This window comes from Rhodovulum strictum (assembly GCF_009649175.1).
In the GTDB taxonomy this organism is placed as follows: Bacteria; Pseudomonadota; Alphaproteobacteria; order Rhodobacterales; family Rhodobacteraceae; genus Rhodovulum; species Rhodovulum strictum.
In genome coordinates, this window is record NZ_WJPO01000002.1 from 147,168 (window position 1) to 163,893 (window position 16,726).

A 16,726-nucleotide genomic window follows, 5' to 3' on the forward strand; every position below is an offset into this window, starting at 1 on the left:
CTGCGCGTCTGTAGCGCCAAAGCCGACAGATATGAAACAATTCCCTTCCCCGCCACACGCTTACGTGAGCAACCTGTTGCAAAACTTGTGACCGCGCCCGCCATCCACATCTGAGCGGCAAATGGACAGAGGAGGCAGACCCATGAGCAACCTGAAGAAAATCCTGCTGGTCGACGATGACGAAGACCTGCGCGAGGCGCTGAGCGAGCAGCTTGTGATGACCGAGGATTTCGACGTGTTCGAGGCGGGCAGCGGTCACGAGGCGCTGGAAAAGGCCAAGGCGGCGATCTACGATCTGGTGATCCTGGATGTCGGCCTGCCCGATACCGACGGGCGCGAGTTGTGCCGCCTGATGCGCAAGCAGAATGTCAAATGCCCGATCATCATGCTGACGGGGCATGACAGCGATGCCGACACGATCCTTGGCCTTGATGCCGGGGCGAACGATTACGTAACCAAGCCGTTCAAGTTCCCCGTGCTTCTGGCCCGCATCCGCGCGCAGTTGCGCCAGCACGAACAGTCCGAGGACGCGATCTTCCAGCTTGGGCCCTATACCTTCAAGCCCGCGATGAAGATGCTGATCACCGAGGACGAGCGCAAGATCCGGCTGACCGAAAAGGAAACCAACATCCTCAAGTTCCTGTATCGGGCCTCTGAGGGCGTTGTGGCGCGCGATGTGCTGCTGCACGAGGTCTGGGGCTACAATGCGGGTGTCACCACGCACACGCTGGAGACCCATATCTACCGGCTGCGCCAGAAGATCGAGCCCGATCCCTCGAACGCGCGGCTTCTGGTGACCGAGTCGGGGGGCTACCGGCTGGTCGCCTGAGCGGGCATCAGCGGATCCAGACCTCGACCCGGCGGTTGGTGACGCCGCCCCATGGGCTCTGGTCGCAGGCGATCGGCAGCACCTCGCCGAACGCCTCGACCCGCAGGGTCACGCGCGACAGATCGGCGGCGGTCGCGACAGCCTCGACGGCATCGCGCACCGCCTCGGCCCGAAGCCGGGCGATGCCCAGATTGGCCTCGGCCGGGCCGTCGCCATCGGTAAAGCCTGCAAAGATCAGCGTGCGTCCGTCGAACAGCCCCGCCTCCAGCGCACGGGCCAGCGCGCCGACATTGCCGAAGGACTGCGCGTCCAGTTCCGACGAGCCGCCCTCGCGGAAGCGGAAGGTGGTGGTCAGCCGTTCCGCCCCGGCCAGCGCCGCGACAAGGCGTTGCAATTCCGAAAGCGGCACCTCGGGACCGGCCTGGGCAATGGCCTGGGCCAGCCGGTCGCCCTGCCGGCCAAAGGGGATGGTGTCGCGCGACTGGTCAACGAACCCCGCGCGGCGGATCACCAGTTGCGCAGGCGCGGTGTCGAGCCAGTCGAAGAATTCGCGAACGAAAAGCGGCTGACGGCGGGCGGGCGTGTACAGGAACAGGGGCGCGACAAGCGGATAATCCTCGGTCTTGACCGATTGCCGGGTGGCGACCTGCCGCAAGCCGCACGTCCCGATCAGCGGCAATTGCTGCGCATCGCCCAGCGCCGAGAACCGGGTCAGCCCGAAGCCCAGCGGATCGGCAGCCACCGCGGCAGACAGCGCGGCCGCATCCTTGTGGCGCCGCGCCGCGGGCGTCGGTGACGCGCCGTCAAGCAGCCGCAGGGCAATCGCCTGTTGCAGCCCGTTCTGGCGGTCCAGCAGATGCACCGTCACCGGCGCATCGGGGCCGCCCAGATCGGCCCAGTCGGTGATCTGGCCGGTGACGATGCCAAGCACCGCCTCGATCGCCAGATGCTGCACCGGATGCCCCGGCGCAACCACCGGCACGATCGCATCCAGCGCCACGACATGGCGTCGCGCCGGATCCGACAGATCGCCGAATCCCGCCTCGCGCAGCCGTTCGATCTCGTCTGGGCGGGGTTCGCGGGCGGCCATGACGATATCGGCCGCATCCGCCAGCAGATCGGCGAAACCCTCCTCGGTGCTGACCAGCCCCAGCGCGATCTCGGCAACCCTGTGGCCGGTCTCGCGATCGCTGAGCACGAAAAGGTCATGCTCGTTGGCGACGGCCAGGCCGCGCTGGTCGGCATAGGTTTCGATCAGGGCAGGCATCAGCATCTCGCCCAGAACGGGCGTGCCCGAGAGGCGGAAGCGGGCGACATGGGCTTCCATGTCCGGGCAGCCGGGGCCGGTGCAGACAACGCCCTGACCATCGAGGGTGAGCGGGCCATAGATCGTGTCGACGCGATAGAATTCGCCGTCGAACCCGATCAGCACGCCGCTGATCTCGACCGCGCCATCGCGCGAGGTCAGCGTGACATCCTGTGCCCGGGCGGGGGCGCCGAGAAGGGAGAGCAGCGCGGCGGTCAGCGCCGCGCATCCGAAGAACCGCATCACAAGGGAACCTGTCCGCCTCAGTTGGCGGCGAGTTTCCGGTGCGGGGACCGGTTTTTCAACACCGGATCGTCGCCCGCCGGGTTCCGATCAGACAAGCTGGCCGTGGCAATGCTTGAACTTGCGTCCCGAACCGCAGGGGCAGGCATCGTTGCGCCCCGGTCGGCCCCAGGTCTCGGGCCGGGTCTCGTCAAAGCCCTCGATGGCGCCTTCGGCGGGCGGTGGGGCTTCGCCGGGGGCAGGGGGATGCTGGGCGGTCGCCTGTTCTGCGGCCTCGGCCATCTGCTGTTGCTGCTCGGCCAACTGGCGCATCATCGCGCCGCGCTCTTCCTCGGTCAGCGGCCGGATCTGGCCCAGCTTGCGGCTGACCTCCTCGCGCAGCGCGTTCAGCATCGATTCGAACAGGGTGAATGATTCGGTCTTGTACTCGTTCAGCGGGTCGCGCTGGGCATAGCCGCGGAAGCCCACGACCGAGCGCAGATGTTCCAGCGTCAGCAGATGTTCGCGCCATTTGGTGTCGATGGTCTGCAACAGAACCTGCTTTTCGATGTTGCGCATGACATCGGGGCCGAACTGCGCCGCCTTGGCCGCCATCGCCTCGTCCGCGGCGTCGTAAAGCCGTTCGCGGATTTCCTCGTCGTCCACGCCCTCTTCGTCGGCCCATGCGGCAACCGGAACGTCGATGCTGAGCTGATCTACAACCGCCTCGTGCAGACCTTCGGTATCCCACTGGTCGGCATAGGATTTCGGCGGCATGTAGGTTTCGACCAGATCGTCGATCACCTGATGGCGCATGTCCTGAACGATCTCGGACAGGTCGGCCGCCTTCATGATTTCCAGCCGCTGGCCAAAGATGACCTTGCGCTGCTCGTTCATCACGTCGTCGAACTTGAGCAATTGCTTGCGGATGTCGAAGTTGCGGCCCTCGACCTTGGCCTGGGCCTTTTCAAGCGACTTGTTCACCCAGGGGTGAACGATGGCCTCGCCTTCCTTCATGCCCAGCGTGGACAGCACCTTGTCCAGCCGGTCCGATCCGAAGATGCGCATCAGGTCGTCTTCGAGCGACAGGAAGAAGGCCGACAGCCCCGGATCGCCCTGCCGCCCCGAACGGCCGCGCAACTGGTTGTCGATGCGCCGCGATTCGTGCCGCTCGGTGCCCAGGACGAACAGACCGCCCGCCTCCAGCACCTTCTGTTTCTCGTCGGCATGTTCGGCCTCGATCCGGGCGCGGATCTCGTCGGGATGCGCCTCGGGGTCGGCGGCCAGCGCCTCCATCACCTTCATCTCGACATTGCCGCCAAGCTGGATGTCGGTGCCGCGACCGGCCATGTTGGTGGCGATGGTCACAGCGCCAAAGCGGCCGGCCTCGGCGACGATCTTGGCTTCCTGTTCGTGGTGGCGGGCGTTCAGGACGTTGTGGGGGATCTTGTCCTTTTTCAGAAGCTCGGCCAGCTTCTCGGATTTCTCGATCGAGGTGGTGCCGACCAGAACCGGCTGGCCGCGCTCATTCGCCTGCTTGATCGAGGCGACGATGGCTTCGAACTTCTCGCGCGCGGTGCGGTAGACGGCGTCATGCTCGTCCTTGCGGGCAACGGGGCGGTTAGTGGGGATCTCGACCACGCCAAGGCCGTAGATCTGCATGAATTCCTCGGCTTCGGTGGCCGCGGTGCCGGTCATGCCCGCCAGTTTCTCGTAAAGGCGGAAATAGTTCTGGAAGGTGACCGAGGCCAACGTCACGTTCTCGGGCTGGATCTTGACGCCTTCCTTGGCCTCGATGGCCTGGTGCAGACCCTCGGACAGGCGGCGGCCGCGCATCATCCGGCCGGTGAACTCGTCGATCAGCATCACCTCGCCGTCGCGAACGATATAGTCCTTGTCCTTGAGGAACAGCTTGTGCGCCTTCAGCGCCTGGGTCGCATGGTGGACGATGGTCGTGCTTTCGGGATCGTAAAGCGACTGGCCCTCGGGAAGGATGCCCACCTCGTGCAGGCGTTCTTCCATGAACTCGTTGCCTTCCTCGGTGAAGGTCACGATCCGGGTCTTTTCGTCGAGCTTGTAATGCTCTTCGGTCAGGTCGGGCACCACCTTGTCCATCGCGACATACAGTTCGGACCGGTCCTGGCTGGGCCCCGAGATGATCAGCGGCGTGCGCGCCTCGTCGATCAGGATCGAGTCGACCTCGTCGACGATCGCGAAATGGTGGCCGCGCTGGGACATGTCCTTCAGCTCGGCCTTCATGTTGTCGCGCAGATAGTCGAAGCCAAGCTCGTTGTTGGTGCCATAGGTGATGTCGGCACGATAGGCGGCGCGCTTCTCCTCTTCGGGCTGCCAAGGATAGACCACGCCCGTCGTCATGCCGAGATGGGCAAAGACCTTGCCCATCCATTCGGCGTCGCGCTTGGCCAGATAGTCGTTGACCGTGACGATATGCACGCCCTTTCCGGTCAGCGCGTTCAGATAGGCCGGGAAGGTTGCGACCAGCGTCTTGCCCTCGCCGGTCTTCATCTCGGCGATGTTGCCGCGATGCAGGAAGATGCCGCCGACAAGCTGCACGTCAAAGGCGCGCAGGCCCAGCGCCCGGCGCGCGGCCTCGCGGCAATTGGCAAAGGCTTCGGGCAGCAGATCGTCCAGATCCTCGCCATCGGCGCAGCGCCGCATCAGTTCCCGGGTCTTGTCCTTGATGCCCTCGTCGGTCAGCGCCTGGAACTCGGGCTCCAGCTCGTTGACGCGGGCCACCAGCGGGCGCACCTTCTTGACCATGCGGTCGTTCCTGGTGCCAAAGACCTTACGGGTGACTGTTCCGATGCCCAGCATGTTCTCTCCGCGGCGGCTGCCTGTCTCAAGCGATGGTGTTCGACGGACGCCTTGCCCGCCTGTCGATGCGGCAATAGAAGTGGCCAGAGTCAGAGGACCGGCCCCAAGGACCACCTGCGATGTAAGGGGCGGCCAGAATGGTGTCAACGTCGCCCGAGCACGCGGCACGAAAGGAGTTGCCCCTATGCCCAGAGCCCTGAAACCGCTGCTTGCGCTGGCCCTGATGGCCGGGCTGGCCTTCCCCGCCGCAGCGGACGACATCGGCCCCGAAACCGTCGTGGCCCGTGTCGGCGCAACCGAGATCACGCTGGGCCACATGATCGTCATGCGCTCGCAACTGCCGTTCGAGTATCAGTCGCTGCCCGATGACGTGCTCTACGAGGCGATCCTCGATCAGCTTGTCCGCCAGAGCGCCGTGGCCGAACAGGTCGGCGACCGGCTGTCGCTGGGGGCGCGGCTTGCGCTTGAGAACGAGCGGCGGTCCTTCCTGGCCGGCGAGGCGCTTGCGCGGATTGCCCGCGAGGCCGCGACCGACGAGGCGATTCAGGCCGCCTATGACGCCGCCTATTCCGGGGCCGAGCCCACGACCGAATACCGCGCCGCCCATATCCTGGTCGAGACCGAGGAAGAAGCTCAGGCCGCCCTTGCCAAGGTCAGGGAGGGCAACGATTTCGGCGAGGTCGCCAAGGAAACCTCGATCGACAGTTCGGGACCGATGGGGGGCGAGTTGGGCTGGTTTACCAAGGGCATGATGGTGCAATCCTTCGAGGATGCCGTGGTCGCGATGCAACCGGGCACCGTGTCCGGCCCGTTCGAGACGCAATTCGGCTGGCACCTGGTCAAGCTGCACGAATCCCGGCTCAAGGACGCCCCGCCGCTGGACGAGGTGCGCGACGGCATCATCCAGCAGATCCAGCGCGATGCGATGGAGGCGGCGCTGGAGCGGCACACCGCCGAGGCAAAGGTCATCCGCACCGAACTGGAGATCGACCCCGCGATCCTGAAGAATCGCGAGCTGGTCGAAGACTGATCCGCAGGCGCAGCAGAGGGACGGCGATGGCCAAGTCGAAAAAGAAGATCGAGAAGAAGATCACCAAAGCCAAGGTCAAGCCGCTGAAGCGCGAGCTTGCCCGGCTGCGTCAGGAACTGGAATCGGCATCGGCCCCGGCCGCAGCGCCGGTGCGCGCCGCATCGCTGTCGCCGCTGGCACCCGCGGGCGGCTTTCCCGCCCTGCCGGTGATCGCGGGCGCGGAATTCGCCGCGGCCGAGGCGGGCGTGCGCTACAAGGAGCGGCTGGACGTGATGCTGGCCCGCCTTGCGCCCGGCACGACGATCGCGGGGGCCTTCACCCGCTCGGCCACGCGCTCGGCGCCGGTGCTTGATTGCGAGGCCAAGATCGGCGCCAAGGCCGGGCCGCGGCAAGGCGCGGCGATTCTGGTGAATTCGGGCAATTCCAATGCGTTCACCGGCGCGCGCGGCGTCGATTCCGTGCTGGCGATCTGCGCCGGTGTGGCACAGGCCGCAGGCGTGCCCGAGGCGCGCGTCTTCACCAGCTCGACCGGCGTGATCGGCGAACCGCTGCCGCATGAGAAGATCACGGCAGTCCTGGACGATCTGACCGCGCGGCTTTCGCCCGAGGGGCTGGCGCTGGCGGCGCGCGCGATCATGACGACCGACACCTTCCCCAAGGGCGCCAGCGCCACGGTCGAGATCGACGGGCAAGAGGTCAGGATCGCGGGCATTGCCAAGGGTTCGGGCATGATCGCGCCCGACATGGCGACGATGCTGGTCTACATCTTCACCGATGCCCAGATCGCGCAGGTACCGTTGCAGCGGATGCTGAGCAAGCTGACCGATGAAACCTTCAACTGCATCACGGTCGATGGCGACACCTCGACCTCGGACACGCTCTTGCTGGCGGCCACGGGCAAATCCAGGGCGCCCGCGATCACCGACCTGCGCAGCGCCTCGGCCCGAATCTTTCAGGACGCATTGCGCGGCGTGATGCTGGATCTGGCGCAACAGGTAGTGCGCGACGGCGAGGGCGCGACGAAATTCGTCGAGATCGCGGTCACCGGCGCAGCCAGTGCCACCGACGCGAAAAAGGCCGCCATGGCGATTGCCAATTCGCCGCTGGTCAAGACCGCGCTCGCGGGCGAGGATCCGAACTGGGGCCGGATCGTGATGGCCGTGGGCAAATCCGGCGCCAAGGCCGACCGCGACCGGCTGTCGATCCGCTTCGGCGACATCCTTGTAGCCGAAAACGGCTGGGTCTCCGAAGGCTATGCCGAGGAAGCGGGCGCCGCCTACATGCGCCGCGACGAGTTGGTGATCGGCGTGGATCTGGGCGTCGGCACGGGCGCGGCGACGGTCTGGACCTGCGATCTGACGCATCGCTATATCGACATCAACGCCGATTACCGCTCATGAAACTGGTGCTGGTCGCGGCCGTCGCGCTGGTGGATGCAGACGGCCGCGTGCTGCTCGCGCAGCGCCCCGAGGGCAAGTCGATGGCGGGGCTCTGGGAATTTCCCGGCGGCAAGGTCGAGCCCGGCGAAACGCCCGAGGCGGCGCTGATGCGCGAGTTGAAGGAAGAACTGGGCATCGACACCTGGGCCAGTTGCCTGGCCCCGCTGACCTTCGCCAGTCACAGCTACGAGGATTTCCACCTGCTGATGCCGCTGTTCATCTGCCGCAAATGGCAGGGCCAGCCGCATGGGCACGAGGGACAGGCGCTGGCCTGGGTCCGCGCCAATGACCTGCGCAGCTACCCGATGCCGCCCGCCGACCTGCCGCTGATCCCGATCCTGCGCGACTGGCTCTGAGCCAGCAGCGCGCCGGGGACAAGCGGAAATCCGCGCATCCGCGACCCCTGCGACGAAATTAAATTTCTTTAAGAGAGTCGCCCAAGTTACGACAGAATTGTATCCGAATGAAGGACGGACTGATGATCCTGACAATTGTGCTGGGCTCGTGCGTGTCGGTTCAAGGTTCATTTGTGGCGCGTCAGCCGGACGGTCGCATCGTTGTTCGTGTCGGCAATCGGCTTTTCACGGGCAAGCCGGTCAACAAGGCCGCCTGAGGCACCATTCCTCGGTGATCCAACAAACAAGGGGCGCCCTGTGGACGCCCCTTTTCGCGTTGGCATGGCAAAAGGATCAAACGAGCGTGCGCTCGACCTCCTGACGCTCGAAGATCTCGATGATGTCGCCCTGGCGGACATCGTCGTAATTCTCGAAGGCCATGCCGCATTCCTGGCCGGACTGGACCTCGGACACCTCGTCCTTGAAGCGTTTCAGCGTCTTCAGCGTGCCCTGGTGGATCACCACGTTGTCGCGCAGCAGACGCACGCCCGCGGACCGGCGCGCCACCCCTTCGGTGACCAGGCAGCCAGCAACCTTGCCGACATTCGACACCTTGAAGACCTCGCGGATCTGGGCGTAGCCGATAAAGGTCTCGCGGATCTCGGCCGACAGAAGCCCGCTTGCCGCAGCCTTCACATCATCCACCAGATCGTAGATCACGCTGTAATAGCGGATCTCGACGCCTTTCTGGTTGGCGGCGTTCCGCGCGGGCGTGTTGGCGCGGACGTTGAAGCCCATGATCGGGGCACCCGACGCCTCGGCCAGACCCACATCGGTCTCGGTGATCGCGCCGACACCGGCATGCAGCACGCGCACGCGCACTTCCTCGTTGCCGATCTTCTCCATCGCCTGCACGATCGCCTCGGCCGAGCCCTGAACGTCGGCCTTGACCAGAATGGGCAGCTCGGCAACGTTCGCGTCGTCCTTGGCCTTGGCCATGAGCTGTTCCAGCGTCGTGGCAGCCCCGGCGGCAGCGCGCTTTTCCTTGGCCTTCGACTCGCGGTATTCGGCGATCTCGCGCGCCTGGGCCTCGGTCTCGACCACGTTCAGAACATCGCCCGCCTCGGGCGTGCCGTTCAGGCCCAGCACCTCGACCGGCACCGAGGGTCCGGCTTCCTCGACGCGCTCGCCCTTGTCGTTGATCAGCGCGCGGACCTTGCCCCATTGCTCGCCCACGACAAAGATATCGCCGCGTTTCAGCGTGCCCTTCTGGACCAGAACGGTCGCGACCGGGCCACGGCCCACGTCAAGCTGCGCCTCGATCACCGCACCTTCGGCCGCGCGGTTCGGATTCGCCTTGAGTTCAAGGATCTCGGCCTGAAGGGCAATCGCCTCCAGCAACTCGTCCAGCCCCTGGCCGGTCAGCGCCGAAACCTCGACATCCTGCACCTCGCCCGACATCTGCTCGACCACGACCTCGTGCTGCAACAGGTCGGTGCGCACCTTGGTCGGGTTGGCCGAGGGCTTGTCGATCTTGTTGATCGCCACGATCATCGGCACCTTGGCGGCCTTGGCGTGGTTGATCGCCTCGACCGTCTGCGGCATCACCGCGTCATCGGCCGCAACGACAAGCACCACGATATCGGTGACCTGCGCCCCGCGCGCCCGCATCGAGGTAAAGGCCGCGTGGCCCGGCGTGTCGAGGAAGGTCAGCCTGGCGCCGCCATCGGTCAGCACCTGATAGGCACCGATATGCTGGGTGATGCCGCCCGCTTCGGAGGCGACGACCTTGGCATTTCGGATCGCGTCCAGCAGCGAGGTCTTGCCGTGGTCGACGTGACCCATGATCGTGATGACCGGCGGACGCGGCAGCAGATCCTCGGGATTGTCTTCCAGCGAGTCGATCACGTCCTCGACATCGGCATCCGACACCCGCTGAACGCGGTGGCCGAATTCCTCGATGATGAGTTCCGCGGTATCGGCGTCGATGGTCTGGTTCTGGGTGACCATCATGCCGTTCTGCATCAGCGCCTTGACCACATCGGCCACGCGCTCTGCCATGCGGTTGGCAAGCTCGGAAACCACGATCTGTTCGGGCAGCTGGACATCGCGCACGACCTTTTCGCGCGTGTCGCCGCGGCCCATCGCCTTCTGGCGCATCCGTTCCTGCTTGCGCTTCATCGCGGCCAGCGACCGCTGGCGGCCGCCTTCGCCGCCATCCAGCGCCTGGTTCAGCGTCAGCTTGCCGGCGCGGCGGCTGTCATCCTTGGCCTTGGTGCGGGCCTGACGGTCGTCAGTGCGCTCGCGCTCGCGGTCGGTCTTGCGCGGGGCCGAAGCCGCCTTGGCGGCCGCGGCGGCGGCCTTGGCCGGATCGGTCTCGACAACGGCAGCCGGAGGAGCGGCAGCGGGCGCAGGTGCCGGAGCGGCGGCCTTGGCGGCCTTGGCGGCCTTGTCCGCGTCCTTGCGACGGCGCTCGTTCTCTTCCTCCTCGGCCTTGCGGCGGGCGGCTTCCTCGATCTCGCGCTGTTCGCGTTCCTTGGCCTCGGCCTCATCGCGGCGGCGCTGGCGCTCTTCCTCGCGCTGGCGCTCGTCGGCCAGACGCTGCGCGGCTTCTTCGGCCTCGCGCGCCCTGGCGGCCTGAAGGGCCTTCAGACGGCGCTCCATCTCGGCATCGGAAATCCCGGCCGGGCGCTTGGCCGGGTCGCCACCCGACACGCCCGCGGGAGAACCCGCACCGGATTTCGCGGCACCGGGCTTGGGCACGACGACGCGCTTGCGCTTCGTCTCGACGACAACGCTTTTGGTCCGGCCGTGGCTGAAGCTCTGCTTCACCTGGCCGGATCGCGAGCCGCCGCGCAACCCCAGTGTCTTCTTGCCGTCAGTATCGTCCATAAGGCCTTCAACCCTTTCCGGGGGCCTCGCCCCCGATCTTCGTGCGGATGCCCGAAAGCTTGGCTGCATCCTCTACTACACGTTCCGTGAGTCCGCCAGCCGCAAGCGCGCCATGTATCACATGTTCGCGGCCGAAAGCCAAACCGATTTCCCCGGCCGTCAGACAGCCGATATATGCGCCCTCGCGTCGCGGGGGCCTGAGCTTCGTCTTGCCCCGCTCGGACCCGTCGCTGGCCTGGACCAGAACCGCGGCCTGGCCGCTGTCAAGCCAGCCCTTGACCTTCTCGTATCCGGCCACCGCCTGCCCGGCCTTGCGCGCCAGCGACAGCCCCTCGACCACGCGGCGCAACAGCCCCGCCTCGACCAGATCGACCAGACCTTCGGGCAGGGTGACCTGCCGCTTTGCCGCCCGTGCGAACAGCCGCTTCTGGATCGCCAGCTCCAGCGCCGCCCGGTCCGCCGCGACCCAGATGCCCCGGCCGGGCAGCTTGCCCGCAAGGTCTGGCACGATCCCGTCATCGGGGCCCACGACAAAGCGGATCAGCCCCGCCTTGAGCTGAACCTCGCCGGTGGCGATGCAGCGCCGTTCCGGCTCGGTCGCGGCTGTCCGCGCGCCTGCTCGGCCCATGTCACCCATCCCGGGCCTGGGATCAGGCCCCGGCCTCCTCTTCGCCGTCTTCGTCCTCGCCCTCAAGCTCGGTGGGATCGACCCAGCCCAGCATGACACGCGCGGTCATCACCAGATTCTGCGCCTCTTCGAGAGAGACGTCGAACTTTTCAAGCAGGCCCTCGTCCTTGACCCGCTCGCCATCGACGGTGGTCCAGCCGCCGGCCAGTTCCCAATCGGCGCAGGTGGCGAAATCTTCCAGCGTCTTGACCCCGTCCTCGGCCAGCGCCTCGATCATCTGGGGCGTCAGGCCCTCGAACTCGATCAGGCTGTCCTCGACGCCCAGTTCGCGCGCATGTTCCAGCGCCTTGCGGTTCTGTTCTTCCAGATGGTCGCGGGCGCGGGCCTGAAGCTCGCTTGCGGTGCTTTCGTCGACGCCCTCGATCACCAGAAGCTCGTCCAGATCGACATAGGCGACCTCTTCGAGATTGGTGAAGCCCTCGGAGACCAGAAGCTGGGCAAAGAACTCGTCCAGATCGAGCGTGTCCATGAACAGCCGCGTGCGTTCCTCGAACTCGGCCTGACGGCGCTGGCTTTCCTCGGCCTCGGTCATGATGTCGATGTCAAGCCCGGTCAGCTGGCTGGCCAGCCGCACGTTCTGGCCGCGACGGCCGATGGCCAGCGAAAGCTGCTCGTCCGGCACCACAACGTCGATCTTGCCCGCCTCCTCGTCGATCACGACCTTGGTGACCTCGGCGGGTTGCAGCGCGTTCACGAGGAAGGTGGCCTGATCCTCGTTCCACGGGATGATGTCGATCTTTTCGCCCTGCAACTCGTTCACAACGGCCTGCACGCGGCTGCCGCGCATGCCGACGCAGGCGCCGACCGGGTCGATCGAGTTGTCATAGGAAATCACGGCGATCTTGGCGCGCGAGCCGGGGTCGCGGGCGACGGCCTTGATCTCGATGATGCCGTCATAGATTTCCGGCACTTCCATCTTGAACAGTTCCGCCATGAACTCGGGCGCGGTGCGCGACAGGAACACCTGCGGGCCGCGCGTCTCGCGGCGGACATCCTTGATGTAGCAGCGCACGCGGTCGTTCGGGCGATAGCTTTCGCGGCCGATCTTTTCGTTCCGGCGCAGGATGCCCTCGCCCCGGCCGATATCGACGATGACGTTGCCGTATTCCTCGCGCTTGACGACACCGTTGATGATCGTCCCGGCGCGGTCCTTGAATTCCTCGTATTGCCGGTCGCGCTCGGCCTCGCGCACCTTTTGCAGGATCACCTGCTTGGCGCTTTGCGCGGCGATCCGGCCCATTTCCACCGGCGGCACCTCATCCACGATGGTGTCGCCGATCTGCGGATTGTCGAGATACTGCTTGGCCTGCGCGACGGTCAGCTGGGCCTGGTAATTCTCGACCTCTTCATCGGCGACGACGGTGCGCACCCGGGTAAAGGTCGCGCGGCCGGTCTTGCGGTCAATCGACACGCGGATGTCCATTTCCGAGCCGTAGCGCGACTTGGCGGCCCGGGCGAGGCTTTCCTCCATCGCCTGAACGACCAGATCGGGGTCGATCATCTTCTCGCGCGCCACCGCTTCGGCGGTCTGAAGCAGTTCAAGCTGGTTGGCAGAGGTAATCGCCATGTCTCAGTCCTCCTGCGGGACGGAACCCTCGTCCGTCTCGATCTCGTCAAATGCGCTCTCGTCGATGATACCGGCGGCCTTGCGGGCGCGCAGCATCTCGCGGATCAGCTCGTCGGTCAGCACCAGCTTGGCGTCCGACAACCACTCGTAGTCCAGCCCGATGGTCACCGGCTCGCCCTCGGGGCCGTCGATCTCGATCAGCACCTCGCCATCCTCGACACCGGCCAGCACGCCCTTGAAGCGGCGGCGGCCGTCGATCATCTCGGTCGTCTCGATCTTTGCCTCATACCCTTCCCAGGCTTCGAAATCCTTGAGCCGGGTCAAGGGCCGGTCGATGCCGGGGCTGGACACTTCCAGCGTATAGGCATCCTCCAGCGGATCCTCGACATCCAGCACGGCCGAGACGGCGGTCAAGATGCGGGCGCATTCGTCCACCTCGATCCCGCCCTCGGGGCGTTCGGCCATGATCTGAAGGGTCTTGGTCTTGCCGCCCATCAGCCGGATGCGCACCAACTCGAACCCCAGCCCCTCGATCACGGGGGTCAGGATCCCGGCGAGGCGCCGGTCAATGGCCGTCTTGGCGATAAGGTCGGACATGGCAGTTCCAGACACAAAAAAACGGGCCAACGGCCCGTGCGAAACTCACCGGTGGAGGATCGGGTGTGGAGGCCGAACCGCCGTTGTTGAAGTGGATATAGGCGCAATGGCCGCAACCTGCAAGGAGATTGTGTCGCGGGCGGATCAGCTCTGCTTGCGCGCGATCAGAAACAGCGCGGAACGCCCGCCGGGGGGCAGCCAGTCCTCGACGATCTCGAACCCGGCGGCGCGGATATCGGCGCGAAGCTGGTCTTCGGTCAGGAAGTTGAACAGCGGCAGCAGGCGCAGCGCGTGGCCCGTGCGGACAATGGCGCGGAACAGCACGGGCGCGCGCGCTGCGCAGGCGGTGGACGAGACGAACGCGCCGCCGGGTTTCAGCATGCGGTGGATGCGCGCCAGCGCGCCGGGGCGATCGGGCAGCAGGTGCAGCACGTTATGCGCCATCACCATGTCCCAGGCGCCGGGCGTGTCGGGCATGTCCTCGAGGCTGGCAACTTCGAAGGTGACATTGCCGATCCCTTCGGCCGCGGCCTTGTCGCGCGCAATCGCGATCATGTTGGCGGAACAGTCGATGGCGGTGACATGGCCCGCATGGGGCGCGTGGTTCAGCGCGGTCGTGCCGGTGCCGCAGCCAAGCTCGAACACCCGCGCGCCGGGGGCCAGGTAGGCGCGGGTCATCGCCAGCTTGCGTTCATAGCTGTCCGGGTCGCGCAGCTTCATGCGCGCATAGCGCGGCGCGATCCTGTCCCAGAAGCGGATATTGATGCTCACAGTCCCAATGCCGCCGCTTGCCGCTGCACGCCGCGCATGGTGCGCACCAGTTCGGCGCTGATCCCGGGTTCGGACAGCGCATGCCCGGCCAGCGGCACCATCCGCAGATCCGCCCGGCCCCACCGCTCGGCCAGAGCCCAGGCCGAGGCGGGCGGGCAGACCATGTCATAGCGGCCCTGCACGATGGTCGCCGGGATATGCGCGATCAGCGGGATGTCCTGCAAAAGCTGCCCGTCGCGGTCCAGAAAGCCGCGGTTGCGGAAATAGTGATTCTCGAGCCGCGCAAAGGCCCGGGCGTAATCGGCCGGTGCCTCGCCCAGCGGGCCGTCATGGTCGATCGAGGCCAGCGCGTTTTCCCACGACGCCCAGGCGCGCGCATAACGGGTTTCCAGCATCAGGTCGCCCGAGAACAGCCGGCGGTGATAGGCCTCGATCATGTCGCCGCGCTCGTCCATCGGGATCATCTCGGCAAAACGCGCCCAGAGATCGGGCCAGAACTGCCCCGCGCCGCCGCCATAGAACCAGTCAAGTTCGGCCTGCGTCATCAGGAACACGCCGCGCAGCGCCAGATAGGCCACGCGGTCGGGATGCGTCTGGGCGTAGATCAGCGCAAGCGTGGCCCCCCAGCTGCCGCCGAACAGGATCCAGCGGTCGATGCCCAGCGCCGTGCGGATCGTCTCGATATCCTGCACCAGATGCCAGGTGGTGTTGGCCGTGACGCTGGCATGGGGCCGCGACCGGCCGCAGCCGCGCTGGTCGAACAGGATGACGCGGAATTCCTCGGGGTCGAAATAGCGCCGCATCGCCGGGCTGCACCCGCCGCCCGGACCGCCATGCAGCACCACAACCGGGATCCCCTTGGGATGGCCGCATTGCTCGACATAGATGCGATGCCCGTCGCCAACATCCAGCATCCGCTGGTCGAACGGATCGAGCGGCGGGTAAAGAAGTTGCGATGCGCGCTTTTGGCCTGCGGATTTGTCCATGCGCCGACTATATAACGCCTCAGCCGCCCGCCCCAAGGGCGTTGAGACAGAAGACAGGAACGGAGCGCCCGATGCAAGGAGCCGAAACAACCGTCGACCCCACGGAAGTCGCCAAATTCGAGGCGATGGCCGCCGAATGGTGGGATCCGAACGGCAAGTTCAAGCCGCTCCACATGCTCAACCCCTGCCGGCTGGACTACATCACGCGGCAGATCGCCGCGGAATTCGACCGCGACCTGGCGGGCGAGATGCCGTTCAAGGGGCTCAGGCTGCTGGATATCGGCTGCGGCGGCGGGCTTCTGTCCGAACCGATGGCGCGTCTGGGGGCGACGGTCGTGGGCGCGGATGCGGCCGCGCGCAACATTCCCGTCGCGCGCATCCATGCCGAACAATCGGGGCTGGAGATCGACTATCGCCACACCACCGCCGAGGCGCTGGCCGAGGCGGGCGAGCAGTTCGACGTGGTGCTGAACATGGAAGTGGTCGAGCATGTGTCCGACCCGCTGGCCTATCTGACCGCCTGCCGGAAGCTCCTGAAACCCGGCGGGCTGCATCTGTGTTCGACCATCAACCGCAATCCGAAAAGCTTTGCGATGGCGATTGTCGGGGCGGAATATGTCATGCGCTGGCTGCCCAAGGGCACGCATGAATGGTCCAAGTTCATCACCCCGGACGAGTTGTGCCGCCTGCTGGAACAGGCCGGGCTGAAACCGGTGGACCGCACCGGATTCGTGTTCAACCCGATCACCTGGGGCTGGTCGCTGTCGAGCCGGGATCTGAGCGTGAACTATGTCACGGCCTCGGTGAAACCGGCCTAACGCGGGCCTTCCAGCTTCTGGCGCAGCATGCGCAGTACGGGCAGCGCGGCGCGCAGGCGGTCCTCGCCGATATCGGCAACGGCCTCGGCCAGGATCGGGGTCATCACCTGGATCGCCGCATCGCGCGCGGCCCGGCCCGACGGGCTGATCGAGACCATCTTGCGCCGCGCATCGTCCCAGTCGGGGCGGATATGCACATGCCCCGCCCAGTCCAGCCGGTTCAGCGTGTTGGTCATCGCGCCGCGGGTGACGTGAAAGGCAGCGGCCAGCTGCGCCGGGCTGCGTTCCACGTTCAGATGCGCCAGATGGTTCAGGACCGAAAAATGGCTGAGTTCCATCCCCTTGGGCAAGGCCCGGGAAATGCGGTTGCGCGCAAGCTGGTCGGCCATGAAGATCTCGCTGAACAGCGTC

Annotated in this window: 15 protein-coding genes; 6 read left to right on the plus strand and 9 right to left on the minus strand. The window is 66.0% G+C overall.

Features of this window, described 5'->3' with window-relative positions; all coding sequences use genetic code 11:
* Positions 1–142 precede the first annotated feature (142 nt).
* Positions 143–829: a response regulator transcription factor gene (locus GH815_RS02405; protein WP_153747139.1), complete on the plus strand. Its 687-nt coding sequence runs from the start codon at positions 143–145 to the stop codon at positions 827–829.
* 7 nt (positions 830–836) lie between these two features.
* Here GH815_RS02405 and GH815_RS02410 read toward each other — a convergent pair whose 3' ends face one another.
* Positions 837–2,378 (minus strand): substrate-binding domain-containing protein, encoded by a 1,542-nt coding sequence (locus GH815_RS02410; RefSeq protein WP_153747140.1) that lies wholly within the window; start codon positions 2,376–2,378, stop codon positions 837–839.
* A 90-nt stretch (positions 2,379–2,468) separates the two neighbouring features.
* Positions 2,469–5,192, minus strand: coding sequence for a preprotein translocase subunit SecA (secA, locus tag GH815_RS02415; RefSeq protein ID WP_153747141.1), 2,724 nt, complete (start codon positions 5,190–5,192; stop codon positions 2,469–2,471).
* Between the two features lie 184 nt (positions 5,193–5,376).
* Here secA and GH815_RS02420 point away from each other — a divergent pair, with 184 nt between their 5' ends.
* From GH815_RS02420 to GH815_RS19365, 4 genes are all read left to right on the plus strand, one after another.
* The gene (locus GH815_RS02420) at positions 5,377–6,222 is read left to right on the plus strand and encodes a peptidylprolyl isomerase (RefSeq protein WP_153747142.1); all 846 of its coding nucleotides are present in this window, start codon (positions 5,377–5,379) and stop codon (positions 6,220–6,222) included.
* A 47-nt stretch (positions 6,223–6,269) separates the two neighbouring features.
* On the plus strand, positions 6,270–7,622 hold the full coding sequence (gene argJ, locus GH815_RS02425) for a bifunctional glutamate N-acetyltransferase/amino-acid acetyltransferase ArgJ (RefSeq protein WP_407072159.1): 1,353 nt from the start codon (positions 6,270–6,272) through the stop codon (positions 7,620–7,622).
* Entirely contained in the window at positions 7,619–8,017 is a 399-nt protein-coding gene (gene mutT, locus GH815_RS02430) for an 8-oxo-dGTP diphosphatase MutT (protein ID WP_153747144.1), read from the plus strand. Before argJ ends, mutT begins: the two co-directional genes overlap by 4 nt.
* Positions 8,018–8,139: 122 nt before the next feature.
* Positions 8,140–8,274, plus strand: coding sequence for a hypothetical protein (locus GH815_RS19365; protein WP_281354765.1), 135 nt, complete (start codon positions 8,140–8,142; stop codon positions 8,272–8,274).
* A 76-nt stretch (positions 8,275–8,350) separates the two neighbouring features.
* On the opposite strand, the gene infB is transcribed toward GH815_RS19365, so the two are convergent.
* From infB to pip, 6 genes are all read right to left on the minus strand, one after another.
* The gene (gene infB, locus GH815_RS02435; protein WP_153747145.1) at positions 8,351–10,888 is read right to left on the minus strand and encodes a translation initiation factor IF-2; all 2,538 of its coding nucleotides are present in this window, start codon (positions 10,886–10,888) and stop codon (positions 8,351–8,353) included.
* A gap of 7 nt (positions 10,889–10,895) precedes the next feature.
* Complete coding sequence (locus GH815_RS02440) at positions 10,896–11,516, minus strand: RNA-binding protein (protein ID WP_153747146.1); 621 nt, start codon at positions 11,514–11,516, stop codon at positions 10,896–10,898.
* Positions 11,517–11,538: 22 nt separating this feature from the next.
* Positions 11,539–13,143, minus strand: coding sequence for a transcription termination factor NusA (gene nusA / locus GH815_RS02445; RefSeq protein WP_153747147.1), 1,605 nt, complete (start codon positions 13,141–13,143; stop codon positions 11,539–11,541).
* Positions 13,144–13,146: 3 nt separating this feature from the next.
* Positions 13,147–13,740, minus strand: a complete 594-nt coding sequence (gene rimP, locus GH815_RS02450) for a ribosome maturation factor RimP (RefSeq protein WP_153747148.1) — start codon at positions 13,738–13,740, stop codon at positions 13,147–13,149.
* Between the two features lie 144 nt (positions 13,741–13,884).
* Positions 13,885–14,511, minus strand: a complete 627-nt coding sequence (locus tag GH815_RS02455; protein ID WP_153747149.1) for a methyltransferase domain-containing protein — start codon at positions 14,509–14,511, stop codon at positions 13,885–13,887.
* The gene (gene pip, locus GH815_RS02460) at positions 14,508–15,497 is read right to left on the minus strand and encodes a prolyl aminopeptidase (protein ID WP_153747150.1); all 990 of its coding nucleotides are present in this window, start codon (positions 15,495–15,497) and stop codon (positions 14,508–14,510) included. The genes GH815_RS02455 and pip overlap by 4 nt, the downstream gene beginning before the upstream one ends.
* A 71-nt stretch (positions 15,498–15,568) precedes the next feature.
* Here pip and ubiG point away from each other — a divergent pair, with 71 nt between their 5' ends.
* The gene (gene ubiG, locus GH815_RS02465) at positions 15,569–16,315 is read left to right on the plus strand and encodes a bifunctional 2-polyprenyl-6-hydroxyphenol methylase/3-demethylubiquinol 3-O-methyltransferase UbiG (RefSeq protein ID WP_153747151.1); all 747 of its coding nucleotides are present in this window, start codon (positions 15,569–15,571) and stop codon (positions 16,313–16,315) included.
* Here the strand turns inward: ubiG and GH815_RS02470 are convergent.
* On the minus strand, positions 16,312–16,704 hold the full coding sequence (locus tag GH815_RS02470) for a MarR family winged helix-turn-helix transcriptional regulator (RefSeq protein ID WP_153747255.1): 393 nt from the start codon (positions 16,702–16,704) through the stop codon (positions 16,312–16,314). The two genes, ubiG and GH815_RS02470, sit on opposite strands and share 4 nt — an antisense overlap.
* Positions 16,705–16,726 lie beyond the last annotated feature (22 nt).

Bases quoted from the DNA above. Each gene is read 5' to 3' on its own strand.
- GH815_RS02405 (WP_153747139.1), top strand. From the start codon at position 143: ATGAGCAACCTGAAGAAAATCCTGCTGGTCGACGATGACGAAGACCTG.
- GH815_RS02410 (WP_153747140.1), bottom strand. From the start codon at position 2,378: ATGCGGTTCTTCGGATGCGCGGCGCTGACCGCCGCGCTGCTCTCCCTT.
- secA (WP_153747141.1), bottom strand. From the start codon at position 5,192: ATGCTGGGCATCGGAACAGTCACCCGTAAGGTCTTTGGCACCAGGAAC.
- GH815_RS02420 (WP_153747142.1), top strand. From the start codon at position 5,377: ATGCCCAGAGCCCTGAAACCGCTGCTTGCGCTGGCCCTGATGGCCGGG.
- mutT (WP_153747144.1), top strand. From the start codon at position 7,619: ATGAAACTGGTGCTGGTCGCGGCCGTCGCGCTGGTGGATGCAGACGGC.
- GH815_RS19365 (WP_281354765.1), top strand. From the start codon at position 8,140: ATGATCCTGACAATTGTGCTGGGCTCGTGCGTGTCGGTTCAAGGTTCA.
- infB (WP_153747145.1), bottom strand. From the start codon at position 10,888: ATGGACGATACTGACGGCAAGAAGACACTGGGGTTGCGCGGCGGCTCG.
- GH815_RS02440 (WP_153747146.1), bottom strand. From the start codon at position 11,516: ATGGGCCGAGCAGGCGCGCGGACAGCCGCGACCGAGCCGGAACGGCGC.
- nusA (WP_153747147.1), bottom strand. From the start codon at position 13,143: ATGGCGATTACCTCTGCCAACCAGCTTGAACTGCTTCAGACCGCCGAA.
- rimP (WP_153747148.1), bottom strand. From the start codon at position 13,740: ATGTCCGACCTTATCGCCAAGACGGCCATTGACCGGCGCCTCGCCGGG.
- pip (WP_153747150.1), bottom strand. From the start codon at position 15,497: ATGGACAAATCCGCAGGCCAAAAGCGCGCATCGCAACTTCTTTACCCG.
- ubiG (WP_153747151.1), top strand. From the start codon at position 15,569: ATGCAAGGAGCCGAAACAACCGTCGACCCCACGGAAGTCGCCAAATTC.
- GH815_RS02470 (WP_153747255.1), bottom strand. From the start codon at position 16,704: ATGGCCGACCAGCTTGCGCGCAACCGCATTTCCCGGGCCTTGCCCAAG.